17 protein-coding genes are annotated in these 19,139 nt (G+C 47.2%); 7 read left to right on the top strand and 10 right to left on the bottom strand.

Annotation, left to right across the window (positions count from 1 at the left end; translation table 11 throughout):
• Positions 1–173: 173 nt before the first annotated feature.
• The 8 genes from EKG38_RS21025 to EKG38_RS20990 all read right to left on the bottom strand — a co-directional run bounded on the left by EKG38_RS21025 (position 174) and on the right by EKG38_RS20990 (position 7,782).
• Positions 174–617, bottom strand: a complete 444-nt coding sequence (locus tag EKG38_RS21025; protein WP_246033240.1) for a thioesterase domain-containing protein — start codon at positions 615–617, stop codon at positions 174–176.
• A 47-nt stretch (positions 618–664) separates the two neighbouring features.
• Complete coding sequence (locus EKG38_RS21020) at positions 665–1,612, bottom strand: LysR family transcriptional regulator (protein ID WP_126522844.1); 948 nt, start codon at positions 1,610–1,612, stop codon at positions 665–667.
• A 195-nt stretch (positions 1,613–1,807) separates the two neighbouring features.
• On the bottom strand, positions 1,808–3,007 hold the full coding sequence (locus EKG38_RS21015) for a cell division protein ZapB (RefSeq protein ID WP_126522841.1): 1,200 nt from the start codon (positions 3,005–3,007) through the stop codon (positions 1,808–1,810).
• A gap of 53 nt (positions 3,008–3,060) precedes the next feature.
• On the bottom strand, positions 3,061–4,101 hold the full coding sequence (locus EKG38_RS21010; protein ID WP_185826928.1) for an FAD:protein FMN transferase: 1,041 nt from the start codon (positions 4,099–4,101) through the stop codon (positions 3,061–3,063).
• Between the two features lie 693 nt (positions 4,102–4,794).
• Positions 4,795–5,232 (bottom strand): D-aminoacyl-tRNA deacylase, encoded by a 438-nt coding sequence (dtd, locus tag EKG38_RS21005; RefSeq protein WP_126522836.1) that lies wholly within the window; start codon positions 5,230–5,232, stop codon positions 4,795–4,797.
• A 74-nt stretch (positions 5,233–5,306) separates the two neighbouring features.
• Complete coding sequence (locus EKG38_RS21000) at positions 5,307–5,876, bottom strand: hypothetical protein (protein WP_126522833.1); 570 nt, start codon at positions 5,874–5,876, stop codon at positions 5,307–5,309.
• Positions 5,873–6,826, bottom strand: coding sequence for an alpha/beta fold hydrolase (locus EKG38_RS20995; protein ID WP_126522830.1), 954 nt, complete (start codon positions 6,824–6,826; stop codon positions 5,873–5,875). Before EKG38_RS20995 ends, EKG38_RS21000 begins: the two co-directional genes overlap by 4 nt.
• A complete protein-coding gene (locus EKG38_RS20990) occupies positions 6,826–7,782 on the bottom strand; it encodes a virulence factor BrkB family protein (protein ID WP_126522827.1) in 957 nt (318 codons plus the stop codon). The genes EKG38_RS20995 and EKG38_RS20990 overlap by 1 nt, the downstream gene beginning before the upstream one ends.
• 89 nt (positions 7,783–7,871) lie before the next feature.
• On the opposite strand from EKG38_RS20990, the gene EKG38_RS20985 reads away from it, so the two are divergent.
• Together EKG38_RS20985 and EKG38_RS20980 are read left to right on the top strand one after the other, a co-directional pair.
• Positions 7,872–8,093 carry a hypothetical protein gene (locus tag EKG38_RS20985; protein WP_126507316.1) on the top strand — a complete coding sequence of 74 codons (222 nt, stop codon included), beginning with the start codon at positions 7,872–7,874 and terminating at the stop codon, positions 8,091–8,093.
• Positions 8,094–8,134: 41 nt separating this feature from the next.
• Positions 8,135–8,782, top strand: a complete 648-nt coding sequence (locus EKG38_RS20980; RefSeq protein WP_126522825.1) for a DUF2959 domain-containing protein — start codon at positions 8,135–8,137, stop codon at positions 8,780–8,782.
• Positions 8,783–9,211: 429 nt separating this feature from the next.
• Here the strand turns inward: EKG38_RS20980 and EKG38_RS20975 are convergent, their stop codons facing one another.
• Positions 9,212–10,855 (bottom strand): sigma-54-dependent Fis family transcriptional regulator, encoded by a 1,644-nt coding sequence (locus EKG38_RS20975; protein ID WP_126522822.1) that lies wholly within the window; start codon positions 10,853–10,855, stop codon positions 9,212–9,214.
• A 369-nt stretch (positions 10,856–11,224) separates the two neighbouring features.
• Between EKG38_RS20975 and EKG38_RS20970 the strand changes: the two genes are divergently transcribed.
• The 5 genes from EKG38_RS20970 (at position 11,225) to EKG38_RS20950 (ending at position 16,987) form a co-directional block, all read left to right on the top strand.
• Positions 11,225–12,751 (top strand): FAD-dependent oxidoreductase, encoded by a 1,527-nt coding sequence (locus EKG38_RS20970; protein WP_126522819.1) that lies wholly within the window; start codon positions 11,225–11,227, stop codon positions 12,749–12,751.
• Positions 12,752–12,817: 66 nt separating this feature from the next.
• Positions 12,818–13,156: a cytochrome c3 family protein gene (locus tag EKG38_RS20965; protein WP_185826927.1), complete on the top strand. Its 339-nt coding sequence runs from the start codon at positions 12,818–12,820 to the stop codon at positions 13,154–13,156.
• A 54-nt stretch (positions 13,157–13,210) separates the two neighbouring features.
• Entirely contained in the window at positions 13,211–14,407 is a 1,197-nt protein-coding gene (locus tag EKG38_RS20960; RefSeq protein WP_126522813.1) for an MFS transporter, read from the top strand.
• 147 nt (positions 14,408–14,554) lie between these two features.
• The gene (locus EKG38_RS20955; protein WP_246033239.1) at positions 14,555–15,484 is read left to right on the top strand and encodes a SphA family protein; all 930 of its coding nucleotides are present in this window, start codon (positions 14,555–14,557) and stop codon (positions 15,482–15,484) included.
• Positions 15,485–15,772: 288 nt separating this feature from the next.
• Entirely contained in the window at positions 15,773–16,987 is a 1,215-nt protein-coding gene (locus tag EKG38_RS20950) for a 4Fe-4S binding protein (protein ID WP_126522810.1), read from the top strand.
• Between the two features lie 279 nt (positions 16,988–17,266).
• Here EKG38_RS20950 and typA read toward each other — a convergent pair whose 3' ends face one another.
• Entirely contained in the window at positions 17,267–19,078 is a 1,812-nt protein-coding gene (gene typA, locus EKG38_RS20945) for a translational GTPase TypA (protein WP_185826926.1), read from the bottom strand.
• Between the last annotated feature and the right edge of the window lie 61 nt (positions 19,079–19,139).

Genomic DNA, 19,139 nt, shown 5'->3' with positions numbered 1-19,139 from the left:
TTTTGTGATTGAGAACCGTCTCTCAATTCGATGAAGCCAGTGTAATTTACGATTAACAAGATAAAAAGCGGATAAAATCCATTAATCCATTCTATAAAATCGAATGAATGATGTGTGAGAGGGGATATTAAAAAGGAGCAGTACACTCCTATTAATCAAATAGAGTTAATCGGTTATACGGCTAGTGGCTGACTCACATACAGGCCTTCAAATATTGCGCAAAGTTCATCTTCACACCATAGCTCAACTTCAAGTTTAACCTTCACTCTTCGCCCTTTGGACAAGCGGCTAAGCTCCGCTTCCGGCCAGATGCACTTGGATATTGGTGTCTTCGTTATTGGTGCAAGATAGCGTATATGGCCATCGGCTAACACTATGTCTCCATCGACCGCGGCTATACGCTGCTGCAACCACACCATGCCCCAGCCCGTCAAGGTTGCCAGAGTATAGATGCTGCCGGCAAACATGGTTTGGTGAAGGTTAATATTAGGAGTGATTGGCGCAGACACTGTGAGTTGACCGGCATGGTAATCCAGCGGGATTATCTGCATAAACGCGCTAACGGGAATCGTTTGATGCCAAGTTTGTTCTAGCTCTGCAAGCAAAGAGTCAATCATTTTCGATTCGCTGTTAGAAGATTCTACATGGTCTGTCATCGCCTCGACTATGCCTGCAGTGACAGAATTCGGGTTCTCAGGTTTTCCACTAAGGTATTGGTAAATATTGAATCTGCACCTTTGTTGCTCTGTAAGTAGATATTGTATTTAGGTCGCTCACCGGTATGCTTGACCTTATCTTTCCAAAAGTCGGTCATATCGATATAGTCGAGCGTTCCCCGCTCATCTATCGCCTCAAGCACCAGAACAGATGCGAGAAAGCCGACACATTCTGTTTTCTCAAGGTGCTCAAGCAACAGGCACAGATTGGTGGTTTTCATCGATACCGATAAGGGTTGCTTCAACTCGGTAGCGATAGTTTCCAGTCTATGATTCTTAGGGCCGTTCATGGAGTAATAAAACAGTGCAACCGGATAAGAAAACAGATTATCAATGCCTAAAGGGCGATCGAAGATTGGGTGACCTTTTTTAGCTACCAGATAAAAGCTACGTATCTGGCCAATCTGATGGAGATCCACATTTTCGCTCTCGGCTGGATTAATAGAGATACAGTAATCCAGCTTGGATTGGTTCATCTGGTTTTGAACATCACTAGTCCAGGGGTGAAGGTTGAAGGTGAGATCAGATTCGGTTTCAATACGGCTATTATGCAGGCAATCCATGAGTACTGAACTCAGATGCTCCTGCGCCGCGATATTAATTTCATGTTTGCATAATCGACTATTTGCCGCGGTACGAGCAAGTACCTGATATCGTGAAACCACTGACTTAGCGAGCGGGTAGATAGTCTCAGCGAGACGGTTCGGCTCCATACCATAACGTTGCCTGACAAACAGAGGGTCACCAAATACTTCGCGCAGACAGGTTAATGCTCTACTGACCTTAGATTGAGAAACTTGCAGCCTAACCGCGGCCACGGTAACACTTTTATGTTCGCATAGCTCCACCATCACATTCAAAGTGAAGTAGTCTAATCGACTTATATCGTTAATCATTAAAGTAGTAAAAGCCCTATAAGAAACCCTTAGCTAAGTCTAATATACCGCCATTTTATGTCGAGGTTGGAGTTCACACTTTAGCCTGAAACTTAATCAGGTCGGGGACCAGAATAGAGTGTTCATACAACAAAAAGGGCTTACTCCACGGTAAGCCCTTTCTCTAACCGCCCGAGCTATGCTCTGGCTAACGAGTTATCCCAGCGGGATAATTTTCTCAACTTTAAAGGTGATATTACAGGCACCAACTTGGTTCCAATCGACATCTGCCGGAGCAAATGCTTCGCCAATGCCGGCACCGGGAACCGGGGTTGCCCAATCGGCAGCAAATAAACCGGTACGGGTATAATCTGTAGTCACAATTAATCGTGCCCCACGATTACGGCTGTCCTCTTCGAAGCCCGTTTTAGTAAACTGAGTCTCATCATATTGATAGTAAGACAGACGTGCACCACCATTCATGATTGCGTTGTAGCAGGTATTGTTCTTACCAATAAATACTGAGCTAAAATACTCACCATTGATATTTTTCATACCCCAACCAAATGTAGCTACATTTGGTGTTTCAACCGCCACCCCATTTTCAACATACTTGTTTACCGTAGCAACCAGCTTACTACCCAGATAGTTACCACTTGTTTCAACGACATAGGCCTTACCATCATTAGGGAACATATCTTTCATATGTTCACGCTTTTCGACGACACAAGCTTGAGCTAGCGTAGTCACACCGCCCTCTCCCTCAGCCACCTCTGCCCAGCGGTAGTTATGGATTTTGGTGTTTACAGCGACCTCTAGCCATTCAGCATTTAAGTAGGAACCTGAGCCGTAATAGGACAAGCCTGACGCACCGGTTTTGCCATCAATCGCCCCGGGTCTAAATACTGGCTGTGCATAGGTAGGATCGGTTGGATTACCAGTCAAATCACCCGGCGCCGTTGCGTGCGGGGCGTGACAACCCGCGCAATCACCATAGTCATTATGAGGCGGAATAATTCCAGCGTTGCCACTACCATCATAGGTGTGGCAAGAGAGACAATCATCACCGGCAAGGCCAACGTTGGCCTTAGAGAGTTGCGCCGTTTCCTTAGCATTTGGATCTAAATAGTCGAAAGCCACATCGATACTTGCGCACTGGGTTGAGAAATCATAAGGAGCCAACATGCCATCCTTAAGATCGCCTACCTCTAATTGCAGTGTGGCCTTCTCTTGGGCTAACTTAGCTTTCTCATCGGTTAACTGACTGTTTTGTGCACCAAGTTCACTATTAGCCGTTTCTAACAGTGCTAACTGATCTAACACCTCTTGGCTTGTTTCATAAACGGTATCTTCACTACAGCCAGTCATGACCACCAAAGACGAACACATTAACGTCATCAATAATTTTTTTTTCATTATCATCCCCTACTACATTGTTTATTGTTGTTATTCACCATCTCTCTGTACAGCTACTGGAGAAATGTCTTGAATTCTTTACTGTGATGAAATTTCACATCGCCAAAATAGTTTTCAATTAACATCAAGGCGATACGCTGCTTTTCTGCCATCGCTAATGCAGGCTTCACTCCCATAACCACCGCTGCCGTAGCAAGCGCATCGGCGCTGGCACAGTCATCAGCGATCACTGTGGCCGATACCACCTGTCGCGGCACCGAGCGACCAGTCTTAGGATCTAAGATATGAGAAAAACGGGTGCTGTCCTGTTCAAAAAAATTACGATAATCGCCGGAGGTCGCAACCGCCTTATCACTGATTGAGACCATCGCCACTTGCCCTTGACCGTTGACAACAGGCTTATCAACGCCGACTTGCCATGGCTTGCCATCCAGGCGTTCCCCTCTTGCGACCAGCTCCCCACCGATATCAACCAGAAAATGGTGAATATCTTCTCTCTCCAGTAGCGCCGCTATCTCATCGACACCGTATCCTTTAGCTATCGAGGAGAGGTCCAGCCGTGTACGAGGATCATTTTTTGACAGTTTTGAGCCTGATAGCTTAATTTTGTCCAGCCCCGTATATTCCAGCACTTCATTAATCTGAGCAGAGTTGGGGACTTGACGAGCATTGGTTGTCGGTCCAAACCCCCAAAGTTCTACCAAAGGAGCGACCGTGATATCGAGAGCTCCGTCAGTCACTCTTCCTATGGAGATCGCTTTTGAGAGCACATGGTTTAATGAGGCCGAGATCTGGACTTCATCATTAGTGGTATGCTCATTAAATTGGGATATTTCAGAATCCTTTCGCCACGTCGACATAGATGCGTTAATCTCCTCCAGTCTTGACTCTATTTTTTTGCGAAGAGAAAATACCTCTTGAGGTGTAGTACTATCGGCGTTCCAAGTGACCCGATAATTATTTCCCATAGTCTTGCCATATATGTTGTATGTTTTAATATCTGAATCTTGAGCATTAGGCTCTTGAGCCACGGAGTGTAATGGCATGCCCGCCATTAAAAGAGGTATCAACAAACAGACTCTGACGATATTCATAAAGCTAGTTACCGACATTAAAAAATAACATACCAATAACTTACCCACTGAAATAACAAGGTTCAACAGAACAGCTACCTTCATGTGACAAAACACACAGGGTATTTATTAAAACTAAGATCCAGAACAAGATAACCAATAATCGGATATCTAATATTTAGTTTCTATAGATCTTAATTAAAACTAACAAACGCTTAATTTAAACTGAAAGTAAAAAGAGCATAACCCTCGTTACTTAACGTTTACAGATAACCAAAAACAACTTGGAAACAAACACTTACATAAACAGAAAAGCCAAGATATTCGCATTGAAAAAGGGAGAGAACCACATAAAACTATTATCAAGTAGAATCGATATAGGAGTGAGCCCATATACTTAATATAATATTAAAAAATAAGATTAATTAGCTTACCTTGAGATGGCAAAACCAAAACACCAACTTAAAAACATACTTATATAACAACAAAATTAAAATCATATAAATATAAACGACTGTTAGCTGACATGAATATTAAAATAAACTTAAAATCTATATAAACTATTTTAACAATTAAACGTTAACACTCAATCGGGACGAAATTACATAGAAATAAGAGAGAGTTACCACTATTGAATCGCGCCCCCCCTCTTTGCAAGGGAGGCCTTTATTACTGTCCGGTTTTAACGAGTGTGGTCATAGAAATTATGTGGCCCTACACCTGTAAATTGAAGGTTACCGGACCATCATTAACCAAGCTGACCTGCATGTCGGCCGCAAATTCCCCCGTTTGAGTCGGCATGCCTTTGGCTCTGCAAAATGCCACAAACTCTTCATATAGCACTTTAGCCTGATCCGGTGTGCCCGCCCCGGAGAAACTGGGTCTTAAACCACGCCCGGTATCCGCGGCTAGGGTAAATTGCGATACGACAAGCAGGGCTCCACCGGCCTGGCTCACATTCAAGTTCATCTTGCCATTGTCATCGGAAAAAATACGATAACTCATGACTTTATTCGCAAGCTTCTCCATCTTCAACGAGTCATCTTCACGCTCGACCCCAAGCAATACTAATAAGCCTTTATCTATGGCTCCTATCGTTTTTCCATCGACATCGACTTTGGCTTGAATCACACGTTGGATCAGGGCTATCACGTTAAATTATCTCCAATTTTAAAAGAACCAGAACCTAGAACCTAGGCCCGGAAACTTTTAGATTAGTTTTTAGCTTACAAAGACTGAGACTGCTGCATTACAGGTATCGGCTTGATCAACTGCTCAGAGCCTTTTGGCAATGAATGACCGACCTGACGCAGGCCTTCATCGGTCCATAACATGAAACGACGTATCTCTTCGAGTTCAATGGTATTCACAAAGGTCGCAGCGCCTTGTACCTGGATGATGGCGCCGTTTTCACGCAGGGTAAACTTTGCAAAGTTAAGCTTATGATTTAACGTGCCAATCAATATGAGCAGATCTTGACTCCCCACCAATTTCGGATGAACGGCGTAGAAGCGGTTCATCATGATGCGATCGATACCATTGGGATTAATACTGGGCTGAAGCACAAACTGGTTATCATCAAACTGCAATGCAATACGGCTTGGTGAGGCCATGGTGGCGAGGTAGTTCTTTTTAATCAGCGCATCGAACAATGTCTTAGCGGCGTCCTCATTCGTCATGCCACCTAACGTCACCCGCTCCGGTGCAAGGGTTGCACTCGCCGTCGTATCGCTCTTGTCGGTGGCCGCGCAGGCACTGAGCATTGTCACTAGTCCAGCGATAATAAGTTTTTTCATTTATCTATTTCCCTTATATTATTTGCCATTTCCTGTACGGCATAGACGACTTCCAGAAACATCTTATCATTGGCCAGCGCATGATACCCGCCTTTGATAAGAGTATATTTCATATCAGCGGAGCCAAATTCTTCTAAAAACTTCTCGACGATGACAGAGGGGCAAACCCAGTCCATCTCACCTTGCAATATCACCGTTCTCGCCTTTATTCCACACGCCATTTCACGCATCAGTGCATAGGCCCCGAAGTATTGCTGGCTGGCATAATGCAGCTCTATCTCAGCCAGACTCTTCGCCAAAGGGGTCCCCGACTCCGGCAGTTCGGCTCCCGGAAGAGCGAGCGCCAACTCCCACTTCAACCAGCCACGCACATATTCGAAGCGGGTATCGGCATCCGGATCGAGAAAGCCCGATTGATATCGCTTAAAAAGCGTATCAATCTTAGCCGAGAAAGGGACCAGGGCGGTAAACTCTAAATAGTCCTGTGGGAATAAGGTTGCGGCCCCCTGATTGCCATACAGCCAGTTAGCCCCCTCTTCATTGGGTATAAATAGCCCCAAAAGTACCTGTGACAGCACTCTTTGAGGATATAGACAACTATAAATAAACCCCAATGTTGCACCAAATGAGCCCCCCACGACACACCAGGCCGGAATATTGAGCCATAAACGCACTCTTTCTATATCGCCCAACAGGTGCAGCAAGTCGTTATGCTTCAGCTCGCCATGTGGTTTGGAACGTCCGGCCCCTCTTTGATCCAGCAAAAAAATATGAAATGTGTCTCTATCGAAAAGCCTGAGATCTTCTACAGCGCAGCCTCCACCCGGGCCCCCATGCAGAAAGAGCAGCGGGATCCCATCCGGGTTGCCATACTGCGCCAGATGCAGCACATGCCCGTCACCAACATCCAACCAGTCACGGCGAATAAATGCAGGTAAATGGCTACTCATTACTGACGGGTTTCTTTTTTAGATTCATTAACGGTAGTTGAGATTGAAAAGCTAATTTGCGGATCATGGGCCTCCACGGTATTTTCTGACTCCTCATCTTTACTCGACTGTCTCTGATCGAGATATTCAGGCATGGCAGCGGTGATCTCGGCACCTAATAAGACTATAATCCAGGAGAGATAGACCCACATAAACAGAATGGGGATCGTCGCCAAAGCACCATAAATAGCCTCATAGGTCGGAAACTTAGTCAGATATATTGCGAAGCCTTTCTTACCGAACTCAAATAACAGGGCGGCGACAATCGCGCCAAGCAGGGCATGAAAGAACTTGACCTTAATATTGGGCACCACCATGTAGATCAACAAGAAGGTGGCAACCGAGAAGAACATAGGTAATCGTTCGACCAACACGGGAACAACACCGGACAAGTCAGAACCATTAAATACCTTTAACGACACGACATAAGAGGTGGCAACCAGGCTCGCCCCCATCAATACAGGCCCTAAGGTCAGCACCATCCAGTACATCGAAAATGACACCACCATGGAGCGTTTCTCAGTCGTTCGCCAGATATTATTCAACGCCTTATCGATAGCAGAGATCAACATGATCGCCACCACCATCAGAGCGGCAATACCCACGGCCGTCCCCTTCGATGCATTGCTGACGAATTCGTTAATATAAACTTGCACCGTGTCCCCGGCGGCGGGGAGGAAGTTGTTGTAGATAAACCCCTCGATCTGCCCTCTTATTCCGCTAAATACCGGAAATGCCGACAACATTGACATAGTCACCGCAACCATAGGCACCAGAGAAAGCAGAGTGACATAGGCTAAGTGTCCGGCACGAATATTTATCTGATCTTCCGCCAGGCGCTGCTTTAGATGTATCATGAAGTGCCAAGTGCTCAGCACAAATGTATGAAGCTGTGTTCCATCTATCTTCTTTATCACTGCTATCTCTTGATTAAGTTGGTGTTCAATGCGTATCTTCGTACAATAAAGCTTATAACCTAAGATTTACAAGTGTAAGGAATAAATAGATGTCACAACAAGGATCGGCAGGCAATGTTATTGCCGCTATCGCAAGCTTTTTCTTCCCGGGCTTAGGGCAATTAGTACAGGGCAGAATAATGGCCGCACTGCTTTTCTGTATCATAACTATAGTTGGTTATGCCATGTGGTGGCTGATTGTACCCGCAATCATAGGCGGTATCGTCCACCTGTGGAGCATTATCGACGCAGCAAAGTTTAAAGCCGATTAACTATCACCATTTTGGAACCCCGTGGACAAGGATCCCTACAGATGAAAAAGTATATCTCCATTGCGATTATCGCCACCAGCCTGTTGCTGACAGGTTGTCAGAGCGCCTACTACGGTGCCATGGAAAAAGTGGGCTATCACAAGCGTGACATCATGGTCGACCGAGTCGAAGACGCTAAAGAGTCTCAAGAGGACGCACAGAAGCAGTTCAGCTCAGCGTTAGAAGAGATGCAGGCACTATTAAACCACGATGGTGGTGATCTGGAGGGCGCTTACAATAAAGCCAAAGACGAATATGAATCCGCTCAAGATGCCGCCGATGACGTCACCAATCGCATCGATAAGGTCGAAGATGTGGCCGAGGCACTATTCGATGAGTGGCAGAGTGAGATTGGTGAAATAAGTAAGGCCAGTCTGCGCCGTAACAGCGAGGCTAAGCTTCGCGAGACTAAGCGCTCATACAATCAGCTGGTAAAAAGCATGCGTCGCGCCGAGAGTAAGATGCCACCCGTGTTGACGGCCATGAAAGACAATATGCTCTATCTCAAGCATAACTTAAATGCCCAGGCCATAGGCGCCATAAAAGGCGAGTTCACCAGCCTGCAGACCGATATCTCGGGTCTGATCAAGGAGATGAACAAGTCTATCGCTGAGTCGAACAAGTTTATCGCCTCTCTGGAGGGCAATTAGTCACAAGACGCGCTACGCGCAGAGCGATGCCTGTAAACTGGCTAAGGGACGCGCTACGCGCTGGAAAAGCTAAGATGACGCCAACGAGTTGGCTATTCGAAAGAGCAAAGACTGCCAGGCAGTTTTTATTAGCCGAAGGCGTCCTATAGCTGACATAGTCAGCGTCCTCTAACCTGCGAAGCGGGCATCTTATAGCTGACGCAGTCAGCGTCCTTTAGCCTGCGAAGCGGGCATCTTATAGCTGACGCAGTCAGCGTCCTCCAGCCTGCGTAGCGGGCGTCTATAGCTGACGCAGTCAGCGTCCTCCAGCCTGCGTAGCGGGCGTCCTATAGCTGACGCAGTCAGCGTCCTCCAGCCTGCGTAGCGGGCGTCCTATAGCTGACGCAGTCAGCGTCCTCCAGCCTGCGAAGCGGGCGTCATATAGTTGAATCAAGCTGTCACCTGCTCCTCTGACAGCTTTCTATAATCATTGAGCTTTCGATATAGCGTCGTCTTCCCTATTTTAAGCTTCTCCATGGCAAGGGTTTTACTTCCGCCACACGACTTAAGCACCGATAGAATATACTCCATCTCCATCTCCTCCAGTGACAGGGTCGGAGTTGAGAGCTGAGATAACAACACCGGGTTCTGGATCATGGTCTCGGGAAAATCCTCAACAGTGATCTCCTGGCCCATACACAGTGCAACACTTCGCTCAACCACATTCTGTAACTCCCGCACATTGCCGGGCCAGCTATAACTGAGAAGCAGCTCGGAAGCCTTGGGAGAGAAGCCGATGACATTACGGTTCATATCCTTATTCACCTGCTCCAGAATGACCTTAGCAATAAACAGAATGTCTTCCGCCCTGTCCCTCAGAGGGGGAATGGTCAGCTCAATCACACAGAGCCTGTAATAGAGATCGGCCCGGAAACGATTGGCCTTCACCTCTTCGCTCAGGTTTCGATGAGTGGCCGCAATGATACGTACATTAACCTTTCGGTCTTGACAATCTCCGACCCGCCTTATCTCTTTTTCCTGCAGTGCCCGAAGCAACTTAACCTGCATAGCAGCCGATATATCACCAATCTCATCGAGAAACAGGGTGCCTTCGTTAGCTTGCTCAAATAAGCCAATATGATCTCTGTCGGCGCCGGTAAAGGCGCCCTTCTTATGGCCGAACAGTTCACTCTCCAACAAGGTTTCAGTCAGTGCTCCGCAATTTACCGCGACAAAGGGCCCCGAGGCGCGCGATGAATTGTCATGAATAAACCGAGAGACACGCTCTTTACCGACACCGCTCTCTCCCGAGACCACGACGGATGAGTCCACCTTAGCAATACGCCGGGCCAGCTCTACAATTCGTTTCATCTCATTACTGCGGGTCACTAAGCCGGAGATGTTATGCAAATTGGCATTATATAGGCTCAGGCGTTCCTGCTGACGCTTGAGATCCAACTCGGTTCTTTTTAACTTTTGAGTCAACCCTTTGAGCAGGGTATCGGCAGACTCCATGCTATAAAATGGTTGGTGTGCCTCGAGTTCATCTCCCCAATCTTCTCTGAATTTCCCCACGATACGACAAAACGGGTCGCCCGCGCCGCAGCATTTGTCTTCGATAAAGTAGACTTCACGCTCCTGCTTACAGGATTCATAACCACTGGCAAAACCCGTCAGCGTCCAGCAGATAGGCTCCTCGGCAACCCCAAAGAGCAACTGGTGTTGCTCCGCCTCATAGGAGTTATCCCAGCACACCTCCATCGAAAAGCCTGAAGCCAGGTTATCCGAATGATGGAACTGACATGTTCTGGTCAATCCGAACAACATGTGAAGGTAGGAGCCTCCCTCATCTTGCGAAAATATGGCCGGATATTCCAAGCGCAGTATCTCCGCCGTTCGCCAGCCATGAGCATAACCGAAGCGGGTCAATACGCTACGTGCGGCAAAATGGCCGAAGGTATCGATCAATTCCTTACGCAGTAAACCCAGGGCTACGGCATCGAACAGTAACATGCGTTGATCTTTGAGCTTAATGATCCCCTCTTCGGGAACAAACTCCAGAAAATCTTTCGGATCTATGTCGTTTATCAGCATCTTGTTAATTTACCTAATGATTATGTACAGGTTCCAATTCGGGATAACCGTTCCCATTCGGAACTACAACACCTTGCACAAAAAAACATAAAGCCAACAAATTCAGCAACTTATCCATTGGCACGCAAAGTGCAATCTTAAATCATGAGACTAGGGACAATTAAGTAAACCTTATCAATAAGATGCGCTGTAACGCATATGTGATGTCTCTAATGTTATCCATACAGATCTTGTGACTGAAACTGAAATAGAAGGGCATTCGAACTCCAGCAGCAGTCATTAATTACAGATTTGTATAACGAGAAGTTAACAGAAACCTATACATAAAAATGTGTTTTAAATCGAATGTTAAACAAGAGGTGGTACTGAATGAACAAACTTTCCATGGCAATTGCTTTGAGCTTATTAAGCGCGAGTAGTTATGCGGCAAATTACACCAAAAATGTCGATGTGGTTGTAATAGGCTCCGGCGCCAGTGGTATGGCAGCCGCGGCGGCGGCCGAAGAAAAAGGCCTGACAACCGTACTGTTAGAGAAGCAAGCGAACATCGGTGGTTCGGCGCTCTATATCGAAGGAACTTTCGCCGTTGAAACTGAGCAGCAAAAATCGATGTACATCGGTCTGACTAAAGATTGGGCTTATAAGAACCATATGGAATTCAACCATGGTTTTATCAATGGCCCCTTGATGCGCAAGTGGATTAATCGTTCAGACGACTCTATCAAATGGATGGAAGAGAAAGGCGTTACCTTCCATGACGTACGTACCCTCTTCGAAGACGGTAACCGTACCTGGCACATCTTTAAAGATGGTAAAGGCGTCGAGTTCGTGCAGAAGATGGAGCAGTCTTTCACCAAGAACGGCGGTAAGATCTACACGGAAACACCGGCGACTGAGCTTGTCTATAAAGACGAAAAAGTGGTCGGTGTTATCGCCGAAGATGGCGAAGGCGATACCTATACCTTTAACGCTAAAGGCGGTGTCATCGTTGCCACCGGTGGCTTCATCAACAATCCTAAGATGTTAAAAAAATTCGGTATCCGCACCGACCATCTGATTGTAGGTCCTAAAAAGGGTCGTGACGGGGACAGTATCAAGTGGTGGGAAGAGACAGGCGCAAGACTGGAAGGCATGAAGACCCATCTGGCAATCGGCGCATGGTTATATGGCAAAGATCCAAACACTCAGCTAAGTCACCCTGAGCATACGACGGTTTATTCACAGATGGCCTCTCTATTACGCCAGCCATACATGTGGGTTGCTAAAGACGGTAAGCGTTTCATCGATGAGAGTCAGGCGCCACTATGGCACAACACAGGCCCTGCGGTAGAGCGTGTGGGTAATGGCTACTTCGCCGTCTTCGATGACAACATGAGAGAGTACATGAAGACAGATGGTATCGACATCTCTCACAGTGACTGGGTGCGTGTTGGTCATAAGCTGGACTTGCTGGATGAAGGTATCGAAGTCGGCCAAAAAGAGGGTTGGTTAGTTAAATCAAACACCATCGAAGGTCTGGCTAAGAAGATGGGGATTGATGTCGCCACCTTTAAGCAAACAGTGGTTGACGCCAACCGTTATGCCATCAACGGTGTAGATGAAGAGTTCCCTAAAAACCGCAAGTACGTTCGTTCTATGGACAAGCCTCCTTACTTTGCCGTTAAAGGTCAAAACGCCACGCTAATCACCCTCGGTGGCCCAACCACCGACACCGACATGCAAGTGCTCCGTGAAAAAGATATGAAGCCTGTTGGCGGCCTCTACGTCGTTGGTTGTGAAGTGGGCGGCGTATATGGTGATTCATATAACCTGACTCTTGAAGGTATGGCCAGCTCATTTGCCATCAACTCTGGTCGTTTCGCTGCCGAGCACATCGCAGAGAAGATGAAGCTGTAATCCCCCTTAACCGAGATCCACTTTTTAGGATCTCGGTTTTTTTTATCCAATAAAGAATAGATGATTATGAAATATTTAACGTCCATCGCTACCGCTGCCCTGTTAATGTTTGCTGTTAACGTACCAAGTTATGCCGGTGAACTTGCCAAAGTACATGAAGACGCAGACGTCACCTGCATGGATTGCCATGGAACCGATACCCCCACTCGCAGAGGTAAAACCTCGTTATGTAAAAACTGCCATGGCGATCAGATTGAAATTAAGGAGTTTCAGGTAGAAGAGAGAGTGGTAAACGTCCATAAGTCCCCCCATGGTGAAATTCGTTGCACCGCCTGCCACAAGACCCATGAACCCTCCGTCTTGTATTGCAACGATTGCCATCAGTATGAAGTCGAGCTGCCTTAGAAACATAAATTATCCAAACCCCAGATAATTATTGATCTCTGCAGGGCTGGCAGGATGGCGCATAACAATCATTTCCTGATCCTCTTCGTGATCAATTTTATCGTTACATTGGGTTTCGGGATCAGCGATACCTTCTTCTCTGTGTATGTGTTTGAACTGGGGGCCAGGGGCGCACTGTTGGCCCTACCGCTGATATCCTACTCTGTGGCAAAAGCGATTTTCAGCCCTTTTATGGGGCGGTATTCAGACATCTTCGGCCCAGAAAAGCTAATGCTTATCAGCCTTAGTCTTTACCTCTTGGTTTCAGTTTCATACTTAGTGTCTACCAACCTGTTCATCCTTGCGCTCTCACGTTTACTTCAGGGCGTGGCCTGTGCCATGTTCAGGCCGGTTATTGTCTCCTTGGTCAGTGAATCTGCAATTAAAGAGAAACGATCCTCGGTTATGGGAACCTTCGATATCTCTTTCTATGCAGCCCTATCCTTCGGTCCGGTGATCGGTGGTTACATGAAGGATCAATTGGGATTCACGGCCATATTCTTAAGCATGATTCTCCTCAGTCTCTTAGCCATCTTACTCTGCAGTTGCTGCGTTCGAAATAGTTCGGCTCACGTCGCCACCACGCACTCAAGCCGTAATAAACAGTCATCCCTCATTCAGCCCATCATCCGGAGCCGGAACTTAAGAGGATTACTGGCCTTTATCTTTGGGCGAGCCTGCTGCATCTCTCTCATGGGCACATTTCTGCCCATTATTTTAACTGAAGAGCTTAAGTTAACCGGGACTCAAATAGGGATAGTGATGGCCTCAAGCTGCCTCACTATCACGCTTCTTCTGCGGCCGATGGGCATGCTTGCGGATAGGGTATCTCACGCCTTATTAATCATCCTTGGCGGCATATCTGTCTCAATAATCTATTTGATCATTCCGACCACCCTCACCTTCACCCAAATACTCTTCGCAACCACCCTCCTCGGCCTGTTTAGCGCCCTGTCACAGCCCGCCTGCACCGCCATGCTGGTAGAAGAGGGAACGCATTACGGCACAGGCAACACGGTGGGGATATTCAATGGTGCAATGAACTTAGGTTTTATTTTCGGTCCCATTTTTGGCGCGTTTATCTTGAGTGGCTTCGGAATAGACGCCGTATTTTACTCGGCAGGGATAATAGGAGTTTCAACGATATTGTTATTTGCCCTAAATACTCACCCCTCTCTGTTTTCACCTGTCGACAGCAGATGCAAAAACTAAGTTTCCGACCTCAAACAGGCTTGGCGTCATTTAGGCAGCATCTAAAAATCGACATCGAGGATGAGTCACAAAGCACCACTTAATACAGCACAGATATTGAATCAACAGTTATTAACCATACCACGCGATAAATTAAGGAGAATACCATTGAATAATGTAGAAAGAGCCCTGCTCCGACTGGCAGGAGTAGCAGGTTTACTCTTGAGTACCACTTCCGCCCTTGCTGCGACCTCCGGCTCCCACTATCCCATTGGTGGAGAGGGCGTAGCAGCCGGAACGCCACCACCGCCGGGAATACACTACCGAATGTACAACACCTGGTACAACGCCGATACTCTGACCAATGATAATGGAGATGACACGGGTCTGGATGTCGATATCGATGCCTACGTTCAGCTTCATAGGCTGGTACACGTCACCGAAAAGAAACTCTTCGGCGCCAACTGGGCCTATAACGTCATCGTTCCCATGATTAACAAAGAGACCTCGATCGCCGATTTCGGTGTCGATGACAGCACCTCTTTCGCCTTAGGAGATATCGTTCTGGAACCTTTGGCCCTGTTCTGGTTCCGTGATAACTATGAAGCGGCGCTTGGGTTATCGGTGATCGTCCCCACGGGTGACTACGACCCTGCAGACGCCGCATCGCCCGGTATGGGTTATTGGTCAGGTATGTTGACGCTTGGAGGAACCTACTACCTGGACTCCGATAGGTCCTGGAGTGTCAGCGGCCTGACGCGAACCCTGGTGCACTCGGAGCAGGACGATACCGATGTTCGTCCGGGCGCAGAATTTATCATAGAGGGAGGGATAGGTAAGCAGTTCGCGCTGAATGAACACTGGCTGCTTCGCCCCGGGGTGAGCTATTGCGCCAGCTGGCAGATCAGCGATGACAGCCGCGATGGTCACGGAACATTAGCCAGTGAACGTAAGACTGGCTATGGTATTGGCGGTGAGCTCAACGTGTTCTATCTGCCCTGGCTACTTCAGGGGAATCTACGTTACGTGAATGAGTTTAGCACCCAAAATACCGCAGAAGGTTCATCATTTGTCTTTACCCTGACCAAGTCATTCTAAACACAACCCAGCCATCTATCGAAATAGCACCGGCGCCACTGGTCGGTGTTTTTTCAATAGCATCTCAATTTTTAGGGGCTTCCCTTATGGGGTTTCGGCAAACCTATGCCAGGCTCTTGCTCAGGCTCGGGAATGTTTTACTGTATTGCCAATGCTGTGATCTTCGGCCACTTTCCCTGTAATAAGTTATATATTTTTTAGATCTTCTGCACAAAAGATTCATCAACAAAGAACTTATCCAGACAATTGCCCTCACACAGATACAAGTCGTTACTAAATCAGAACAATATGAGCTTTGTTGAATCTTTAACCTTAATGTTGGCACTCGCCTACAGTGCGAGCCTGCTTTATTGGAGCGGTAAAAAGTCGGGAGCGGTTGCCACCATCATCATAACGGTTGGAGCCGGTGTCAGCTCGCTATACTGGCCACTACTCGCGGCACTTGCCATCGCAGCCACCTCCCTGACAATCTTCACAAAATTAAGACCAGAGGCTGCCAAAGGGGACCTCAGAGCCAACTCGCTGCGCGATGGCACTCAGCACCTGCTCGCCCTGTCTATGTTGCTGGTCGGCATACAATTCGCTGCTAACACCGCCATGCTCAAGGCCGGAATAACCCCTTGGCTGGCCCGGCCCGATGTCGGCGATGCATTTCTTCCTATTGCCGGGGGAATAGAGCTCAAGGCGATTATGACTCTGGGCTTATGGGATCAGACTCACCCGGCCGCCGCAGTCATGCTGGCTGTCGTACTGTTAACAGGCTTACTCTGTAAGCGCGCCTTCTGTGGTTGGGCATGCCCCCTCGGTTTGGCAGGAGAATATCTGTATAAGCTGAGAAAGCGTTTCATCAAACAGGAGTTCATGCCACCAGCCTGGTTAGACTGGCCGCTAAGAATGCTTAAATATCTGCTGCTAGCTGCGCTACTTTATATCATCATCGGCATGCCTTCGGCCTCAATTCCTCAATACTTAGAGGGCAACTATCACAAGATAGCCGACTTGAAGATGGCGCTATTTTTTGTCACTCCGGGACTCATTACATTAATCTGTTTCGCATTCATCTTGGGATTAACGGCCTGGCGTCGTCAGGGGTTTTGTCGTTACATCTGCCCCTATGGCGCCCTACTTGGCATCATGAGCTTTCTCAGCCCATTTAAGATCCGCAGAAGCACTCAGCATTGCCTGATCGAGTCTAAAGGGATGAACTGTGATAAATGCACCCGCGCCTGCCCGGCTAACATCTCGGTGCATACCCAGAAGAACATTCGCTCGGATGAATGCCAAGCCTGTATGCGCTGCGTCTCCGCCTGCCCTAAGAAGGAAGCCCTGCACTTCAGCACCCGCAATGGGATTAAGCTATCCGCAAGGGGATTAACCATCATGCTGTTACTCATTATGTTCCTCATCCCTCTCGGTGCCTATGTCGGCGGCTTCTGGCACAGTCAAACCTTGGATCAGGATCGTATCTATCTGATACAGCATTTGAAGTCTATTGGACATTAAAAATCAGCTTATAGGTCCTAGAACCTAAATTCTAGGACCCTCGCATCTTATGTGCAAACAGGCTGACCCTACCTAATTCCACTTAGCCTAATCCGAGGCTAACAAATCCCCTCTATCGCTGCCCCTGCGATCGGGGATAAGTATATCTGACCGCCATGGATGGTGGGAATGCCAATAAATGAATGGAACATTTATGGCCATATACAAAAAAGCCCCGAACATTTGCATGTTCAGGGCTTTTCTTGAAATTCGAAAACTTATGTTTCGAAAGATATACGATTATGCGCGGTTATGACGCTTACGCTCGTTTTCAGTCAAGAAACGCTTACGAACACGAATGTTCAGCGGCGTTACTTCTACTAGCTCGTCATCATCGATGAACTCAAGCGCTTGCTCAAGTGTCATTTCGATATGTGGAGTCAGTACTTGTGCTTCATCGGTACCCGATGCACGCATGTTAGTTAGCTGCTTACCTTTCAGACAGTTAACAGTCAAGTCGTTTGCACGAGCGTGAAGACCAACAACTTGACCTTCATAAACTTCTGCAGCGTGGGTAATAAACAGACGACCACGAGCTTGAAGGTTAAACAATGCGAATGTCAGTGCTTTACCCGTTGCGTTAGAGATCAATACGCCACGTGCACGTTGACCAATATCGCCGCCTTTCACTGGACCGTAATGGTCGAATGAATGGTAAATAAGACCAGAACCTGAAGTGGCTGTCATAAAGTCAGTTTGGAAACCGATTAGACCACGGCTAGGGATAACGAAGTCGATACGTACACGACCCTTACCGTCTAACTGCATGTCTTTCATGTCACCCTTACGGATACCAAGCTTCTCGATAACGCTACCTTGATGCTCTTCTTCAACGTCAACAGTCAAGTTTTCGAACGGCTCACACATCTCGCCATCGATCTCTTTAACGATAACTTCTGGACGAGAAACAGCTAGCTCGTAACCTTCACGACGCATGTTTTCAATCAAGATTGAAAGGTGAAGTTCACCACGACCCGATACGCGGAAACGATCCGGGCTGTCAGTCTCTTCAACACGTAGTGCAACGTTATGAACAAGTTCCTGCTGCAGACGCTCAAGGATGTTACGTGAAGTCACGTACTTACCTTCTTTACCAGCGAATGGAGAGGTGTTGACCTGGAAGGTCATCGTTAGTGTTGGCTCATCAACAGACAATGCAGGCAATGCTTCTACTGTAGTCGGTGCACAGACAGTGTCTGAAATTTGTAGCTGACCAAGACCAGTAATGGCAACGATATCACCGGCGTTAGCAATCTCAACTTCATTACGTTCTAGACCCATGTAACCTAATACTTGGCCCATCTTGCCATTACGTTTCTTGCCATCAGCACCAATAATAGTGACCTGTTGGTTTGTTTTAACGCTACCACGCTTGATGCGACCAATACCGATAACACCCACGTATGAGTTGTAGTCGATTTGAGAGATCTGCATCTGGAAATCACCATCAGCATCAGCGTCAGGGAATGAAACTTTCTCAACGATAGTTTCAAACAGAGGAGTCATGTCACCCTCTGATACTTCTGGATCAAGAGAAGCGAAACCATTTAATGCAGAAGCATAAACGATTGGGAAGTCTAGCTGATCATCGGTAGCGCCTAAGTTGTCGAAAAGATCGAATACTTGATCGATAACCCAATCAGGACGAGCGCCTGGACGGTCAATCTTGTTGATAACAACAATAGGCTTAAGGCCTTGAGCAAATGCTTTCTTAGTTACGAAGCGAGTTTGCGGCATAGGGCCGTCAACCGCATCAACAAGAAGCAGTACTGAATCAACCATAGAAAGAACACGCTCAACTTCACCACCGAAATCGGCGTGACCAGGTGTGTCCACGATGTTGATGCGGTAATCATTCCACTTGATGGCCGTATTCTTTGCCAGAATCGTGATTCCACGCTCCTTTTCAAGATCGTTCGAATCCATCACCCGCTCAGTGGCTTCTCCTCGAGTTTCAAGGGTTCCAGACTGCGCCAGCATCTTGTCTACCAGGGTAGTTTTACCATGGTCAACGTGTGCAATAATGGCGATGTTACGTAAATTCTCTAACACAGATAAACCTCTTACCATCAAAATATAGGGGGTATTTGTAACAGCTTTAATAATAGCTGTT

The organism is Shewanella canadensis (genome assembly GCF_003966225.1).
Lineage (GTDB): Bacteria > Pseudomonadota > Gammaproteobacteria > Enterobacterales > Shewanellaceae > Shewanella > Shewanella canadensis.
This window is presented reverse-complemented; position numbering and strand designations above follow the sequence as displayed.

Excerpts from the sequence above, each read along its gene's own strand:
- EKG38_RS20950 (WP_126522810.1), top strand. The coding sequence starts at position 15,773 with ATGAGCTTTGTTGAATCTTTAACCTTAATGTTGGCACTCGCCTACAGT.
- EKG38_RS20975 (WP_126522822.1), bottom strand. The coding sequence starts at position 10,855 with ATGCTGATAAACGACATAGATCCGAAAGATTTTCTGGAGTTTGTTCCC.
- EKG38_RS20995 (WP_126522830.1), bottom strand. The coding sequence starts at position 6,826 with ATGAGTAGCCATTTACCTGCATTTATTCGCCGTGACTGGTTGGATGTT.
- EKG38_RS21015 (WP_126522841.1), bottom strand. The coding sequence starts at position 3,007 with ATGAAAAAAAAATTATTGATGACGTTAATGTGTTCGTCTTTGGTGGTC.
- EKG38_RS21020 (WP_126522844.1), bottom strand. The coding sequence starts at position 1,612 with ATGATTAACGATATAAGTCGATTAGACTACTTCACTTTGAATGTGATG.
- EKG38_RS21025 (WP_246033240.1), bottom strand. The coding sequence starts at position 617 with ATGATTGACTCTTTGCTTGCAGAGCTAGAACAAACTTGGCATCAAACG.
- EKG38_RS20980 (WP_126522825.1), top strand. The coding sequence starts at position 8,135 with ATGAAAAAGTATATCTCCATTGCGATTATCGCCACCAGCCTGTTGCTG.
- EKG38_RS20965 (WP_185826927.1), top strand. The coding sequence starts at position 12,818 with ATGAAATATTTAACGTCCATCGCTACCGCTGCCCTGTTAATGTTTGCT.
- EKG38_RS21010 (WP_185826928.1), bottom strand. The coding sequence starts at position 4,101 with ATGAATATCGTCAGAGTCTGTTTGTTGATACCTCTTTTAATGGCGGGC.
- EKG38_RS20960 (WP_126522813.1), top strand. The coding sequence starts at position 13,211 with ATGGCGCATAACAATCATTTCCTGATCCTCTTCGTGATCAATTTTATC.
- EKG38_RS20970 (WP_126522819.1), top strand. The coding sequence starts at position 11,225 with ATGAACAAACTTTCCATGGCAATTGCTTTGAGCTTATTAAGCGCGAGT.
- EKG38_RS21000 (WP_126522833.1), bottom strand. The coding sequence starts at position 5,876 with ATGAAAAAACTTATTATCGCTGGACTAGTGACAATGCTCAGTGCCTGC.
- EKG38_RS20985 (WP_126507316.1), top strand. The coding sequence starts at position 7,872 with ATGTCACAACAAGGATCGGCAGGCAATGTTATTGCCGCTATCGCAAGC.